Consider the following 14,001-nt stretch of genomic DNA (forward strand, 5'->3'; position numbering starts at 1 on the left):
TGTTCCACAGATAATGGATATTACATCTATTAGGTCTGTCTTGCATTATTTGACAAAGAACATCTTACCTACAAAGTTTGAGACTGCCCAACAACCAGAGCCTAATACAATTCAATTATGTTTCAGAGGAGTTGATTCTCAAACATGGTTAGAAGTTTCATGGAATGGAGACTCTCCAAGAATACTAAAGATAAACAAGCCAGAAAAGATTGGGAGAGAAAGCACACTTTCTAAACAAATAAGATACGGATTAAAGTATATGGCTTTAATTTCGATTGATCAAGATGATTTCGAGAGAGTTATAAAATTTAGTTTTGCGAAAAAACCTGGAGATGAAATTAATAAGTATTTAGTTTTTGAATTAATGGGAAAACATAGTAATATTTTTTATCTGGATAATAAATATAAAATAATTGCCGTTGGTAAACAAATTAAATCAAGTCAATCTAGTTTTAGAACAATTTCAACAGGATCAATTTATTCTGGCCCTCCAGTCAATCTCAAAAAACAACCAAGAGAAGATGAGTCTTTTCAATCATGGAAAGACTCAATTTCAATAGTACCTGAGTCTTTGAAATACTGTTTAATAAATACCTATCAAGGAGTAAGCCCTATCCTCACAAAACAATTAGAGGTTGTTAGCGCAACCGTTAATTCAGAAATAATGGAAAAAAATATTGATTTAGTTAGCAACTCAGACTTAAAGGAGATATTTAAAAATTGGAAGATTTGGATAAACAGGTTTAAAAACAATAACTTTAACTTTTCTGCATTCAACAAAGATTTTTATTGCGTTTGGTTTTTTGATAAAGAAATTAATTGCGAAAATAAAATAGATTTATGCACAAGTTTAGAGAATTATTATGATTACCATCTGAAACAAAAAAAACTTGAATTATTGGAAAAGAAAATTGAAGGGATAATTTTTAAACAGACCAATACTGAGAAAAAAAATTTAAATATTCAATATGATCTTCTGACAAAATCAGAAAACTACGAGTTATATAAAGAAAAAGCTGATAACATATTTTCCTCACACGAAATTAAAAAACAAGACATTATAAAAGGACAAAAACTATATAAAAAATCAAAAAAACTAAAGAGATCTAGAGAATTAATAAAAGAAAGGTTAAATATTTACAAAACAAATATAGAGAGGTTAGACGAATTCACTACGCTTCTAGAAAATTTAAATTCTTTAAATAATGAAAAACTTTTTATGAGAATCAAACTACTTGAAGAAATTATGGAAGAAATTTGTAACGAGTTTAATATCAATATCAAGAAGCAAAGAGATGATCAGAAAAGTACACATGAGATAGAGTCTTCACCAATTCAAGTTGAGACTCCCACAGGATTGAAGCTTCAGGTAGGGCGAAATATGAGGCAAAATGACTTAATAAGTTTTAAGTTCTCAAAAAAAGGCGATTTATGGTTTCATGCACAGGAATCACCAGGCAGTCATGTAGTTTTGAAGTCTTCATCTCAAGTAGCATCTGAACAAGATCTTCAAATAGCAGCAGATTTAGCTGCTTTATTTAGTAAGGCAAAAAGAAACATTAAAGTTCCAATTAGTTTAGTAAAGATTAAAGATTTGCAAAAAATCAAAAACGGAGGGCCTGGTTGCGTTTCCTTTAAAAATGGAGAAATTATTTGGGGAAATCCTACAAGAGGAGAAGATTACATTAAAAAAAATCTTAAAACAGTAATTTAGTTTATAATAAAAAAAATTTTTAAATCTAAATGTTTGATTTTCTTTTAGGCACTCATGAATTTTTAGGAAATCATAGTTTTCCAGAATTTATTGTTGGATATCTATTTGGTGCTGCATTAATAATTGGAGCTCCTACTGTTTTCTTATTACTTGCCTTCGTAAGCGCTTTAATGAAAACAAATGGGAAAATGGGTGGATATAGAGAATATGAAACTTATGGTGAATCATCTTTAAATGATGCCCCTCCTTTCTTATTACCAGATCCAACTAATCCTAAATTGAGCAAATAATTAAGTTTATCGAAAAATAAATTGGACTTTGACAATAGTAGTTTTAAAACTTTTTCTTACACAATTTTTATCAAATAATAATGAGAGCTACAGGTCAAGGGAAAAATAAATTATCAGATTCGATGACTTTTAGTGATCATTTAGAGGAGCTTCGTCAAAGGATACTAAACTCAATTTACTCAATACTTATTTCAATATTCTTTAGTTTTCTCATCATAAAGCCATTAATATCTTTTTTAGAAATTCCAGCTGGTGATATTCATTTACTACAACTTGCTCCAGGAGAGTTTTTATTTGTCGCTATTAAAGTTGCAGGTTACAGCGGATTAATAGTTTCTATGCCCTATATTTTTTATCAAATAATATTATTCATTTCTCCTGGTTTAACAAAACAAGAAAAAAGCCTTATCTTACCTGCAGTTTTTGGTTCGGGTCTTCTGTTTTTTTTAGGATTAATTTTTTCATGGTGGATATTAGTCCCTGCAGCAATAAATTTCTTCATTAGTTTCGGTGCTGATATTGTTGAACCAACTTGGTCTATAGAAAGATATTTTGATTTTGTTCTCTTATTAATGTCTAGTACTGCAATAGCTTTTCAATTGCCAGTATTACAATTTATTCTTGGTTCTCTTGGAATAATCACAACAGAAAAAATGATTTCGAATTGGAAGATAGTCGTAATTTCCTCTGCAATATTATCTGCAGTGATTACCCCTTCAACTGACCCATTGACTATGTCATTGCTATCTATATCGATTGTGTTTTTATTTTTTGTGGGTACTGGATTAACTTACTTATCAGAAAATCTTAAGTCAAAAACTCTTTCATCTTCTCATTAAGATCTAATTGCAAGCTAACAGCTCTACCTAACCTTGGCTTCGCATTGACTTTCTTAAGCCATTCCCTTACTTCTTCTGAATATCCACATCTATTTAAAATCTCGATTTTATCAGCTATCGATTTTTTATATTCATCTTCACTTAAAGGGAATGATTCCTGTCCAAGAAATCCCCACATCATTTGAAAATAAACAAATTTTCCTCTTCTAAAGAGTCTAAAATCATATTTTTTCCCCCAGCGATGAATCAAATAATGTATAACTTCATCTACTAGCAATGGGTTCATTTAACTCGATTAATTAAGACTTCCTAAACTTTTACTTTAAATTATTAAAAGTCCTATCTATTTGCAACAGAAATTGAACAATTTGCTCCATAATAACTAATAAATAACAGAACCAAGTAGCGAATGACTCAATTAAGTTCCAATGATGTCCCTTCAATGGGTCGAAGGCAATTTATGAATCTTCTTACATTTGGTACTGCAACTGGTGTAGCTTTAGGAGCCCTTTACCCTGTAGCGAATTATTTCATGCCTTTAAGGGCAGGCGGCGGTGGAGGTGGGACTTCTGCTAAAGATGAATTAGGGAATCCAATAACTAAGACAGGTTGGTTAGCTTCCCACCAAGCAGGAGACAGAAGTCTAGTGCAGGGGCTAAAGGGAGATCCAACTTATTTAATAGTTAATGAGGGTGGGGAAATAGGAGAATTTGGTTTAAATGCAATTTGTACTCATTTAGGTTGCGTTGTCCCATGGGATAGTGGAGCTAATAAATTCATATGTCCTTGTCATGGCAGTCAGTACGATACTAACGGGAAGGTAGTAAGAGGGCCTGCACCTTTATCTTTAGCTCTAGCTCATGTCGACATTGAAAATGATGCTGTACTCGTCAAACAATGGTCAGAAACAGACTTTAGAACTAATGAAAATCCATGGTGGGCATAAAAAAATGAAAGGTCTTAAAAATCAAATCATGAAAAAAACAAGTTTATTTATCTGTACTCTGCTTTTCATTTCAAGCATTGTATTTTATCCAAAGACCAGTTTTGCTTATCCATTTTGGGCTCAGCAAAACTACGAATCCCCAAGAGAAGCCACGGGTAAGATAGTTTGTGCAAATTGTCATCTAGCTCAGATGCCTACAATTGCAGAGGTTCCACAATCTGTTGGAGCAGACAGTGTTTTCAAAGCTGTAGTCAAAATACCCTACAAAAATGACTTAAAAGAAATAGGGGCTGATGGTTCGGAAGTCCCATTACAAGTTGGTGCTGTTGTAATGCTGCCTGATGGCTTTAAACTTGCTCCTCAAGAAAGATGGACCGAAGAAATAAAAGAGGAGACAGAAGGGGTTTATTTCACTAATTACAGTGAAGAGAAAGATAACATCATTATTGTCGGACCTTTACCTGGTGATACCAATAAAGAAATCGTTTTCCCTGTACTTTCCCCTGACCCATCCACTAATAAAGAATATCACTATGGAAAATACTCGTTACATATTGGAGGCAATAGAGGGAGAGGTCAGGTATACCCAACTGGAGACAAGAGCAATAATGTAGTATTCACTTCTTCCACCGCAGGAACTATAAATTCAATAGAAACAATTGAAGATGGTAGTTATCAAGTCAATATAGAAAACGATAATGGTGAAATAACTACTGAAGCAGTGCCTGTTGGTCCTCAACTTATCGTAAAAGCGCAAGACAAAATTAATGTAGGTGACCCTCTTACTAATGATCCCAACGTTGGTGGATTTGGACAATTAGATGCTGAGGTTGTACTTCAGAGCCCTTATAGAGTTATTGGATTGATTGCATTCTTCATTGGTGTAGGCTTAACACAAATACTTTTAGTATTAAAGAAAAAACAAGTAGAAAAAGTGCAAGCAGCAGAGGGTATCTAACTTTCTCTAAATGCTCATACTTCAAGCTTTTATACAATCTCCAGGAGAAACTTTTTTAAATTTAGGATTTATAAATATTAGATGGTACGGACTTCTTATTTCGTTTTCAGTTTTAATAGGCCTATTTATCTCTAAAAAACTAGCAAAGGCAAGAAATATTAACCCAGAGTATATTAGTGAAATACTTCCATCATTAATAATCTCTTCAATAATTGGAGCTAGAGCTTATTACGTAATTTTTGAGTGGAGGCAATATAGCGGAGAGAACTTTTTTACTTCTTTTCAACTATTCAATAACATCATTCAGATACCTTCATTTCTTGCAGTTTGGGAAGGAGGCATAGCAATCCATGGAGGTTTAATTGGAGCATTAATATCTATTATCTATTTCTGTAAGTCGAAAAAAATTAATTTAAAAACTTTTATAGATATATTAATACCCTCAATTATTCTTGGACAATCCATAGGAAGATGGGGAAATTTTTTCAATAATGAAGCCTTTGGAGTTCCTACTAATTTACCTTGGAAATTATTTATACCCATCCAAAATAGGCCTTTAGAATTTATTAATTATGAATTTTTTCATCCTACATTTCTCTATGAGTCATTGTGGAATCTTTTAATTTTCATCGTCCTTATTATTACCTTTAATAAACAAAATAAAACAGCTTTTTTCAGGCCTGGCTTTATTAGCTGTATCTATTTAATAGGTTATAGCTTTGGAAGATTCTGGATTGAAGGTTTAAGAACTGACCCATTATGCATTGGCGGACTTCCACCTTTCTGTGATGGCGGTATAAGAATAGCTCAATTTATAAGTATTTTTCTATTTTCTTCTGGATTAATTGGAATATTTTTTTTAAGATTAAGAACATATATTGGGAAAAGCAGAAAGAATGGATAACAAAATATCCTTCATTGGTGTTGGTCCAGGCGATCCAGAATTATTAACTTTAAAAGCATTAAAAAAGATAAAAATTGCAGATGTCATTATTTGGACTGATTCTCTAATTCCTGAAAAGATTTTAGATTCTGCTAAAGAAAGTTCTGAAAAAATAAAAACGAGTTCACTCAACTTAGAGCAAATCACCTCAATTATGATAGAAAAATTTCAGGCAGGGAAAACTGTTGTAAGGTTGCATGATGGAGACCCTTGCCTTTTTGGAGCCATTAGAGAGCAAATCGAAATTTTAAAAAACGAAAAAATTGAAATCGAGGTTGTTCCTGGAGTAAGTGCTTTTCAAGTGGCTGCAGCATATCATGAAGCTGAGTTAACAATCCCTGACGTAACCCAAACTATAATTTTAACTAGAGCAGGAGGGCGAACAGGGATGCCGGAGAAAGAATCTCTGAAAGATCTTGCGAAACACAATTCCTCTATATGTCTATATCTAAGTGCTAGGCATGTGAAAAGGTCTCAAGAAACTTTACTAGAGTTTTACCCTCCAGAGACTAAAGTGATTGTTGGATTTAGAGTGTCTTGGGATGATGGTTGGACATCATTAATAGAATTAAAAGATATGGAAAAATTTTCTATTGAGAAAAAACTAATTAGAACAACCATTTACATAATTAGCCCAGCAATAAGTATTTCTCAAAAAAAATCTAATCTTTATAATCCATCTTATAAGCATCTCTTTAGGAATAAATAATCTTAAAGTTGATAGAAAAATATTAATTACTATAATTAGTAAAAATTTATTTACTTTGAAAGAAATAAAATCTGTTTCGGGAATCAACAATAAAGGAGAAGATTCCTCTTTAAAGAAAATAGGAAATTTCATTAAAGAGGCTAGGTTAAGTAAAAATCAATCAATTGAAGAATTGGCTTGTGATTTAAAAATTGGAGCTCATCAACTTGAAGCCATAGAGGAAGGTAATGAAGAAAAACTACCTGAGAAAGTATTTATCAAAGCAATGATTAGACGGATTTCACAGAAGCTAAAACTTGATACAGAATTTTTAATGGATGAACTCAAGACAGAGAGGAAAGAAGTAAAAATTGAAGAAATAGTTGAAGAAGTTTCCAAAAAAAATTATAAATCTAGGCAATCTAATAATTTTAATCCACTAGGATTCCTAATATTTATTTTAATTTCAGGCTTTCTCGGATTAATTGCCTCGTCCTTAATTTTCAATTTATTTTCAGATCCCTCTCAGAATCAAACTCCAAAACAAGAACTTTTAAAGAAAACTAAATAACTTTTAATTCCAAATTCTTAAGTTCTTTTATTACATTACGGCATAATCCTAGGTTCCATTTTTCAAGAAGAAGATCATGGTTACTATCTAAAGGTAAAAGTTGAAATGTAAGATTATTTTCCTCCAATTTTATTTGAACTGAGGAGATCACCTTGTCAGGTCTTTGATCAAGAGCTGCAGCTAGTCTAAGGATTAATGACATTTCAAGAACTAATGTTTTATCTTCTTTGGATATTAAATTTTGCCAAGAGTCATGTCTTTTCTTGGGTAAAGTCTTTCTATGGTACCTAGCAATTGAAGCAATAATATTTGTTTCTGCTTCAGAATATCCCAACAACTCACAATTTTTTATTAAGTACCAAGAGTGTTTGTGATATGAACCAACATTCACATATTTCCCACAATTATAAAGATTAGAAGCTGCCCAAAGAAGTTCTTTAGCTTTAGGGTCATTATCGCTATGAAAGATATTTTTAGTCTGATCATAGATTTGAAAGGCAATATCAATAACTTTCTCAGCTCTTGTATTATCTACTCCAAACTTTCTGGCCTGATGAACTATAGTTGTTTTTCTAATATTGCCTTGAATATTCAACTCATTTTTAATTATCCCTTTACGAAGCATCCAATCCACAACCAAACCCTCTCGAAGCGCTCGCTCACTTATTATTAATTCATTAAAGTTCAACATTTCCATTGCGGTGTTTAATATCAATGCTCCTGGAATAATTATTTCTGCTCTTCTCTCACTTAATGAAGGTATTTTCTTAATTTCCGAAACTGGCAATTTAACTAGTTTTTCCAATACATTTTGTAAATTTTCCCTTTTAAATTTATAACCATGTAACTTTTGTTTAGATTCTCCCAAATCATCTGAAATCAAATTTCCTAATGAGGTTGCAGTGCCACTGGTTGCAATCATAGATAAAGGCTTATTTACCTTAGATCTAATCTTTATTTTTCGAACAGATGGTTCTAAAGATCCTTTAATAAAAGTTGTTAAGAAACTCGATCTTTCTGAAGTTATAGATCCTTCATTTAAAAAATCATTTTTAAGTCTTACCGCACCAATTCTCGAACTGGTAAGAGCTATAGCATCTTTTTTATCTGCAAGTATTAACTCTGTAGACCCTCCTCCAATATCTATGATTACAAAAGACTGATCTTCAAAAGACATACCAGAAAGAACACCAAGGTAAATTAATCTGGCTTCCTCAGAACCACTTATCATTTCTATTTGAATACCAGTTTCATCAAGAACTCTTCTAATAAAATCTTGACCGTTTGGAGCTTCCCTAACTGCACTTGTTGCTGCTGTTACTATTTGTTTTACTCCATTACTTTTACAATATTCCTTAAATCGCTTTAGAGTAACTAATGCTCTTTGGATTGATTCTTCAGTAAGATTTCCCTCCTCATCTCTTTCTCCAAGACGAGTGGTAGATTTATCAGTGAATTTTATTGAAAATGATTTTAATTCTAGATTAATTTCTGCTACCAATAGATGTGTAGAGTTAGTTCCAATATCTATAGAAGCTACTAAAATTTGCTTTTCTTGAGAATATCTTAAATCTTGTTTCTGTATCATTTCTTTTTATAAGATGCAGATATCTTTAATCCATTAATAAATATACCCAAGATTGATTATTAAATAATAGAAATCATTTAATCCTAGTAAGATTATTTAAAGTTATGAAATATACAATAGGTTATATGCAAAATAAAGATCGACAATTTAGGATTAGTACTTTTTTTGAATTATTAAGGTGGAATAAGCCGACTGGAAGAATGATCTTACTTATCCCTGCTGGATGGAGTTTATATTTAACTCCAGATGCTAATCCAACATTTTTAATGTTGCTAAAAATAATTCTGGGAGGACTACTAGTAAGTGGATTAGGCTGCGTGGTTAATGATATTTGGGACAAAAAAATTGATCAAAGAGTTTCTAGGACAAAAAATAGACCTCTAGCTGCAAATAAAATCGGTCTTAAAACAGCTTATTCAATTCTTTTCATTTTGATTTTATGTAGCTTCTTTTTAACTTTGTCACTACCTCAACCTGGAAGAATCCTTTCTATTTCGCTTGCTTTTTTAGCTTTACCTATTATTTTAATTTATCCTTCTGCTAAAAGATGGTTTAAATATCCTCAATTAATTTTATCCATATGCTGGGGTTTTGCTGTATTAATTCCCTGGGCTGCAAATGAAGGCAATTTAAATAGTATTGTTTTATTGTTTTGCTGGCTAGCTACCATTTTTTGGACTTTTGGATTTGACACGATTTATGCTTTAGCAGATAAAAAATATGATATCAAAATTGGAATAAATAGTTCCGCTATCAACCTCCAGAAAAATACAAGAATAACTATTCAAATTTGTTATCTTTTAACTTCTATTTTTCTCGCATTATGTGGATTTATTAATCAAATGGATTTTACTTTTTGGCCAATTTGGCTTATAACGTCAATCTTAATGCAGAAAGATATAATAAAAGTATTTCCTGAGGAAAAGCAATCAATAAAAAATATAGGGAATCACTTCAAAAATCAATCAATTTATGGAGGATTACTTTTATTAGGAATTATTATTGCCTCATAAATTCTAAATATGGTTTTTAGATTAAAAAAAGGCGATCTAATAGATATTTTAGCTCCAGGCTCCTTTATTGATGGAGACGAAAATTTTCAAAAAGGCATAGAAATCTTGAAAAACTGGGGCTTGGAAATTAATGAAAATAATTCTCTATCAAAAAAATTTGGTTATTTTGCAGGGGATGATCTAACTAGATTTGAAGAACTTGAAAAAGCACAGAATAGTAAGCTAATCATTTTTGCAAAAGGAGGCTGGGGTTCAGCAAGACTTCTAGAAAAAGAACCTTCTTGGCAGCATGGTTTAATGCTTGGATTCTCAGATACATGTTCTTTATTACTATCTAAATATTCTCAAGGATTTACAGGTTCTATTCATGGCCCAATGGTTACTGGCCTTTTCAAAGAGCCAGAGTGGAGTCTTGAGAGATTAAGAAATTTACTTTTTGAGGGATATGTTGAGGACATAAGAGGAATTCCTTTAAAAGCTGGAAAAGCAAAAGGAGAAATTATCGTTTCTAACTTAACTATTGCTACTTTTTTAATTGGTACTAATCACTTTCCAAATTGCAAAGGAAAAATAATAATTTTTGAAGATATTAATGAAGATATTTATAAAATTGATCGCATGTTGACTTACCTCAGAATGACTAAAACACTTTCTGAAATTGCTGGTATTGGATTCGGAAGTTTTTCTCATGATTCCTGCGACTTTGAATGGAAAGATTCACTAAAAAACTGCATTATTGAAAGACTCAAAGAGTTTGATTTTCCTATTCTTTTTGAACTCCCAATAGGCCACATATCGGGAAATGCTTGCATTCCTTTAGGATACGAAGCAACCCTAAATGGTGATGATGGCATTCTTAGTATCGATAAACCTTTTTAACTAAGGGTTCTTCACAAAAAGTTTTGCTATTTTCAAATCTATAGGGGATGTAATTTTTATATTGGAATAAGTTCCTTCAATAATCTTCACTTTCCAATTGAGCATTTCGAAAAGTGAGGCATCATCTGTGACATTCCAGTTTTTATCAATTGCCATCTTATGAGCTTTTTTTAATCTATCTACTAAAAAGCCTTGAGGGGTTTGCGCTGCCCATAAATAATTTCTATCTGGTGTTTTTTTAATAAAACCTTCATTATCAACAATCTTTATTGTGTCAGTTACCTTAGTAGCCAAAATTACAGCTTCATTTTCATCTAATTGCTTTGCACAACGGTCTATCAATTCAGGATTAATTAGACATCTAGCACCATCATGAATCAAAACTTTTTCAGCATCTTTTGGCAAAGCTTTTAAACCATTAAAAACTGACTGTTGTCTGGTGTTACCACCATTAATCCAATGAACTTTATGGGCAAAATCCTTTGCTGAATTTAATAATAAATTTTTATCTTTCGGTTGCCCAATTATTCCAACCCAATTTGTTGAGCTTGCAGAAAATACAGATTTAAGTGTCCAATAAATCAAAGACTCTCCCTCTAAATCAATAAGTAATTTATTTTTTCCAGCTTTCATTCTGCTACCGCTTCCTGCAGCTGGTATTAAAAAGTGCACAATAGAAGGTCTTAATATTTTCTAGACAATTATAAATAAAAGCAATATCTTTACACAAATAGTACTACGATTGAAAATTATAAAATTTCATAATGTCCAATACAGATTCATTATCAGGCAAAGTTGCTTTAATCACTGGAGCAAGCAGAGGAATTGGTAAAGAAATTGCTTTAGAACTAAGCCGCTTAGGAGCAGAAGTTTTTATTAATTACTCTTCTTCTGATGAAAAGGCTGAAGAAGTTGTAAATTCAATAAAAAATTCGGGAGGTAAAGCTCATAAATTAAAATTTGACGTTTCAAAAGAGGATTCTGTCAGTTTAGCTTTTGAACAAATAATCAAAATCAATGGCACCATCGATATCCTCATTAACAATGCTGGTATTACAAGAGATGGACTATTGATGAGAATGAAATCAGAACAATGGGATGACGTACTAAATACAAACTTAAAAGGCGTTTTTCTTTGTACAAAATATGCTTCAAAATTTATGATGAAAAAAAGAAGTGGTAACATCGTAAATATTTCATCTGTTGTTGGAATAATTGGAAATCCTGGGCAAGCAAATTATTCTGCCGCCAAAGCTGGAGTTATTGGATTTACCAAAACTTGCGCTAAAGAATTTGCTTCAAGAGGTATAAACGTAAATTCGATAGCACCAGGCTTCATAGAAACAGAGATGACTGAAAAACTTAATACTGAAGAGATTCTTAAAGTTATTCCTCTAGGGAAATTAGGAAGTTGTACTCAAATTGCAAACTTAGTATCATTCTTAGTTTCAAGTGAGGCAGGCAGGTATATTACAGGCCAAACAATCAGTATTGACGGGGGTATGAGTATTTAATTATGTACTTTCATAAGGCTGGCCCAATTCATCTCTTAGTCTTCTAATTTTTTGTAAAAGTTTTAGTCTTCGACTCCTAGCAGTTAATGTCAAGAAAAATCTTAAAGGAAAGTATATTAGTGTCATAGCAATCGCGAGGATTGCAGTAAGAGTAAAAATAAGATTATTTGTTTCTTCCATAATCTAAAGATACTCTCATTTTAGTTAATTTGTATGTCTCATTAAAAGAAATTCGGCTTTCCCCACTTAATTAAATATCCCTTAAAAATGATTCTATGGGAGATTAGAATAAGTATAAAGATCAAATAATCATGGCTAAACAGTTAAGTTTTTCTAATGAATCAAGAGAAGCGTTAGAAAAAGGTGTAAATTTCGTAGCTAATGCAGTAAAGGTTACTATTGGGCCAAAAGCAAAAAACGTTGTCATAGAAAAGAAATTTGGTTCCCCAGACATAGTAAGAGATGGATCTACAGTTGCTAAAGAGATCGAGATTGAAAACCCTATTTCTAATTTAGGTGCGAAATTAATAGAACAAGTTGCATCCAAGACAAAAGAGAGCGCAGGTGATGGAACAACAACAGCAACCATTTTGACTCAGAAGATGGTTCAGGAGGGATTGAAAAATATTGCTTCTGGCGCCAACCCTATGGAGTTAAAAAAAGGTATGGAGGCAGGCCTAGCTTTTGTCTTAGAAAAATTAAGTTCCAAAAGTATTTCATTAAGTGGTTCTGACATCCAAAAAGTTGCAACAGTTAGTGCTGGAGGTGATGAAGAAATTGGATCTATAATTTCGAAAGCAATGGATATTGTTACTTCAGATGGTGTAATAACTGTTGAAGAATCTCAATCACTAGAAACAGAATTAGATATAACTGAAGGAATGTCTTTTGATAGAGGTTATAGTTCTCCATATTTCGTGACAGATCAAGAAAGACAAGTTTGTGAACTTGAAAACCCTAAAATATTAATAACTGATCAAAAAATCTCAACTTTAGTTGATCTAGTTCCAATACTTGAAGAAATTCAAAAGGCAGGCTCACCTTTTCTAATTCTTGCTGAAGATATTGAAGGAGAGGCTTTAACCACTCTGGTTTTGAATAAGAATAGTGGGGTTTTAAATGTAGCTTCAGTGAGAGCTCCGTTATTTGGTGAGAGAAGAAAAGCTGCCCTTGAAGATATTGCAATTCTTACAGGGGCTAAGTTAATTAGCGAAGATAAATCGATGACACTTGATAAAGTATCGATTAATGATTTAGGCAAAGCAAAAAAAATAACTATCACAAAAGATAAAACTACAATTGTTGCCTTCGAAGACACTAAAGATTTAGTTAAAGCGCGAGTAGAGAAATTAAAGAGGGAAGTCAATATAACTGAATCTGAGTATGATCAGGATAAAATTAATGAAAGGATAGCCAAACTAGCTGGAGGAGTAGCTCTTATCAAAGTAGGAGCTGCTACAGAAACAGAGATGAAGTATAAAAAGTTGAGAATCGAAGATTCCCTTAATGCTACGAAAGCTGCTATTGAAGAGGGTGTTGTTTCTGGAGGAGGACAAACTTTAATTGAAATATCAGATGACCTTCTAAATTTAAGTGAAACATCTTCAGATGATTTAAGAACAGGGATAAATATAGTCAAAGAAGCCCTTTTGGAACCCACCAAACAAATAGCAAAAAATGCTGGTTTTAATGGAGATGTAATTGTCGCTGAAATTAAAAGACTTAACAAAGGCTTTAATGCTAATTCAGGAAAATATGAGGATTTAAAAGATTCAGGAATATTAGATCCAACCAAAGTAATAAGATTGGCTCTTCAAGATTCAGTATCTATTGCGGCTATGCTCCTCACAACAGAAGTTGCGATGGCGGACATCCCAGAACCTGAAGCCGCAGCCCCTGGAGGACCAGGCGGAGATCCAATGGGAGGAATGGGAGGCATGGGAATGCCAGGAATGGGTGGCATGGGAATGCCAGGAATGGGAGGCATGGGAATGCCAGGAATGGGTGGCATGGGAATGCCAGGAATGGGTGGCATGGGAATGCCGGGTATGATGTAAA

General features: G+C 32.5%; 16 protein-coding genes. 12 read left to right on the plus strand and 4 right to left on the minus strand.

What is annotated here, in order from left to right; all coding sequences use genetic code 11:
• Window positions 1-13 precede the first annotated feature (13 nt).
• From EV01_RS04405 to tatC, 3 genes are all read left to right on the plus strand, one after another.
• The gene (locus EV01_RS04405; protein ID WP_032517625.1) at window positions 14-1,714 is read left to right on the plus strand and encodes an NFACT RNA binding domain-containing protein; all 1,701 of its coding nucleotides are present in this window, start codon (window positions 14-16) and stop codon (window positions 1,712-1,714) included.
• 29 nt (window positions 1,715-1,743) lie between these two features.
• Window positions 1,744-2,004: a hypothetical protein gene (locus EV01_RS04400; RefSeq protein WP_011376025.1), complete on the plus strand. Its 261-nt coding sequence runs from the start codon at window positions 1,744-1,746 to the stop codon at window positions 2,002-2,004.
• An 80-nt stretch (window positions 2,005-2,084) separates the two neighbouring features.
• Window positions 2,085-2,843: a twin-arginine translocase subunit TatC gene (tatC, locus tag EV01_RS04395; RefSeq protein ID WP_032517592.1), complete on the plus strand. Its 759-nt coding sequence runs from the start codon at window positions 2,085-2,087 to the stop codon at window positions 2,841-2,843.
• On the opposite strand, the gene EV01_RS04390 is transcribed toward tatC, so the two are convergent.
• The gene (locus tag EV01_RS04390; protein WP_025890486.1) at window positions 2,812-3,129 is read right to left on the minus strand and encodes a DUF3067 family protein; all 318 of its coding nucleotides are present in this window, start codon (window positions 3,127-3,129) and stop codon (window positions 2,812-2,814) included. The two genes, tatC and EV01_RS04390, sit on opposite strands and share 32 nt — an antisense overlap.
• A 123-nt stretch (window positions 3,130-3,252) precedes the next feature.
• On the opposite strand from EV01_RS04390, the gene petC reads away from it, so the two are divergent.
• Genes petC through EV01_RS04365 form a run of 5 tightly spaced genes read left to right on the plus strand, consistent with a single transcriptional unit; the run spans window position 3,253 to window position 6,949 of the window.
• Window positions 3,253-3,789 carry a cytochrome b6-f complex iron-sulfur subunit gene (gene petC, locus EV01_RS04385; protein ID WP_032517591.1) on the plus strand — a complete coding sequence of 179 codons (537 nt, stop codon included), beginning with the start codon at window positions 3,253-3,255 and terminating at the stop codon, window positions 3,787-3,789.
• A 25-nt stretch (window positions 3,790-3,814) separates the two neighbouring features.
• Window positions 3,815-4,747 carry a cytochrome f gene (petA, locus tag EV01_RS04380; protein WP_413680950.1) on the plus strand — a complete coding sequence of 311 codons (933 nt, stop codon included), beginning with the start codon at window positions 3,815-3,817 and terminating at the stop codon, window positions 4,745-4,747.
• Window positions 4,748-4,757: 10 nt separating this feature from the next.
• The gene (gene lgt, locus EV01_RS04375; RefSeq protein ID WP_032517590.1) at window positions 4,758-5,651 is read left to right on the plus strand and encodes a prolipoprotein diacylglyceryl transferase; all 894 of its coding nucleotides are present in this window, start codon (window positions 4,758-4,760) and stop codon (window positions 5,649-5,651) included.
• A complete protein-coding gene (gene cobM, locus EV01_RS04370; protein ID WP_032517623.1) occupies window positions 5,644-6,399 on the plus strand; it encodes a precorrin-4 C(11)-methyltransferase in 756 nt (251 codons plus the stop codon). The genes lgt and cobM overlap by 8 nt, the downstream gene beginning before the upstream one ends.
• A 55-nt stretch (window positions 6,400-6,454) precedes the next feature.
• Window positions 6,455-6,949 carry a helix-turn-helix domain-containing protein gene (locus EV01_RS04365; protein WP_032517589.1) on the plus strand — a complete coding sequence of 165 codons (495 nt, stop codon included), beginning with the start codon at window positions 6,455-6,457 and terminating at the stop codon, window positions 6,947-6,949.
• On the opposite strand, the gene EV01_RS04360 is transcribed toward EV01_RS04365, so the two are convergent.
• A complete protein-coding gene (locus EV01_RS04360) occupies window positions 6,942-8,537 on the minus strand; it encodes a Ppx/GppA phosphatase family protein (protein WP_032517588.1) in 1,596 nt (531 codons plus the stop codon). The genes EV01_RS04365 and EV01_RS04360 overlap by 8 nt on opposite strands.
• Before the next feature lie 104 nt (window positions 8,538-8,641).
• On the opposite strand from EV01_RS04360, the gene EV01_RS04355 reads away from it, so the two are divergent.
• Window positions 8,642-9,550 carry a 4-hydroxybenzoate polyprenyltransferase gene (locus EV01_RS04355; protein WP_032517587.1) on the plus strand — a complete coding sequence of 303 codons (909 nt, stop codon included), beginning with the start codon at window positions 8,642-8,644 and terminating at the stop codon, window positions 9,548-9,550.
• 9 nt (window positions 9,551-9,559) lie between these two features.
• Window positions 9,560-10,429 (plus strand): LD-carboxypeptidase, encoded by an 870-nt coding sequence (locus EV01_RS04350; protein WP_032517586.1) that lies wholly within the window; start codon window positions 9,560-9,562, stop codon window positions 10,427-10,429.
• Here EV01_RS04350 and ispD read toward each other — a convergent pair whose 3' ends face one another.
• Window positions 10,430-11,101 (minus strand): 2-C-methyl-D-erythritol 4-phosphate cytidylyltransferase, encoded by a 672-nt coding sequence (gene ispD / locus EV01_RS04345; RefSeq protein ID WP_032517585.1) that lies wholly within the window; start codon window positions 11,099-11,101, stop codon window positions 10,430-10,432.
• Window positions 11,102-11,193: 92 nt separating this feature from the next.
• On the opposite strand from ispD, the gene fabG reads away from it, so the two are divergent.
• Window positions 11,194-11,943 carry a 3-oxoacyl-[acyl-carrier-protein] reductase gene (fabG, locus tag EV01_RS04340; protein ID WP_032517584.1) on the plus strand — a complete coding sequence of 250 codons (750 nt, stop codon included), beginning with the start codon at window positions 11,194-11,196 and terminating at the stop codon, window positions 11,941-11,943.
• Here the strand turns inward: fabG and EV01_RS04335 are convergent, their stop codons facing one another.
• A complete protein-coding gene (locus EV01_RS04335; protein ID WP_011862475.1) occupies window positions 11,944-12,123 on the minus strand; it encodes a hypothetical protein in 180 nt (59 codons plus the stop codon).
• Window positions 12,124-12,254: 131 nt separating this feature from the next.
• Between EV01_RS04335 and groL the strand changes: the two genes are divergently transcribed.
• On the plus strand, window positions 12,255-14,000 hold the full coding sequence (gene groL / locus EV01_RS04330) for a chaperonin GroEL (protein WP_032518603.1): 1,746 nt from the start codon (window positions 12,255-12,257) through the stop codon (window positions 13,998-14,000).
• Window position 14,001 lies beyond the last annotated feature (1 nt).

The sequence above is a fragment of the Prochlorococcus marinus str. MIT 9401 genome (assembly GCF_000760095.1).
GTDB classification, from domain to species: Bacteria; Cyanobacteriota; Cyanobacteriia; order PCC-6307; family Cyanobiaceae; genus Prochlorococcus_A; species Prochlorococcus_A marinus_I.

What these genes read in the sequence shown, in the direction of transcription:
- EV01_RS04405 (WP_032517625.1), top strand. Translation starts at nt 14, where the DNA reads ATGGATATTACATCTATTAGGTCTGTCTTGCATTATTTGACAAAGAAC.
- EV01_RS04400 (WP_011376025.1), top strand. Translation starts at nt 1,744, where the DNA reads ATGTTTGATTTTCTTTTAGGCACTCATGAATTTTTAGGAAATCATAGT.
- tatC (WP_032517592.1), top strand. Translation starts at nt 2,085, where the DNA reads ATGAGAGCTACAGGTCAAGGGAAAAATAAATTATCAGATTCGATGACT.
- EV01_RS04390 (WP_025890486.1), bottom strand. Translation starts at nt 3,129, where the DNA reads ATGAACCCATTGCTAGTAGATGAAGTTATACATTATTTGATTCATCGC.
- petC (WP_032517591.1), top strand. Translation starts at nt 3,253, where the DNA reads ATGACTCAATTAAGTTCCAATGATGTCCCTTCAATGGGTCGAAGGCAA.
- lgt (WP_032517590.1), top strand. Translation starts at nt 4,758, where the DNA reads ATGCTCATACTTCAAGCTTTTATACAATCTCCAGGAGAAACTTTTTTA.
- cobM (WP_032517623.1), top strand. Translation starts at nt 5,644, where the DNA reads ATGGATAACAAAATATCCTTCATTGGTGTTGGTCCAGGCGATCCAGAA.
- EV01_RS04360 (WP_032517588.1), bottom strand. Translation starts at nt 8,537, where the DNA reads ATGATACAGAAACAAGATTTAAGATATTCTCAAGAAAAGCAAATTTTA.
- EV01_RS04355 (WP_032517587.1), top strand. Translation starts at nt 8,642, where the DNA reads ATGAAATATACAATAGGTTATATGCAAAATAAAGATCGACAATTTAGG.
- EV01_RS04350 (WP_032517586.1), top strand. Translation starts at nt 9,560, where the DNA reads ATGGTTTTTAGATTAAAAAAAGGCGATCTAATAGATATTTTAGCTCCA.
- fabG (WP_032517584.1), top strand. Translation starts at nt 11,194, where the DNA reads ATGTCCAATACAGATTCATTATCAGGCAAAGTTGCTTTAATCACTGGA.
- EV01_RS04335 (WP_011862475.1), bottom strand. Translation starts at nt 12,123, where the DNA reads ATGGAAGAAACAAATAATCTTATTTTTACTCTTACTGCAATCCTCGCG.
- groL (WP_032518603.1), top strand. Translation starts at nt 12,255, where the DNA reads ATGGCTAAACAGTTAAGTTTTTCTAATGAATCAAGAGAAGCGTTAGAA.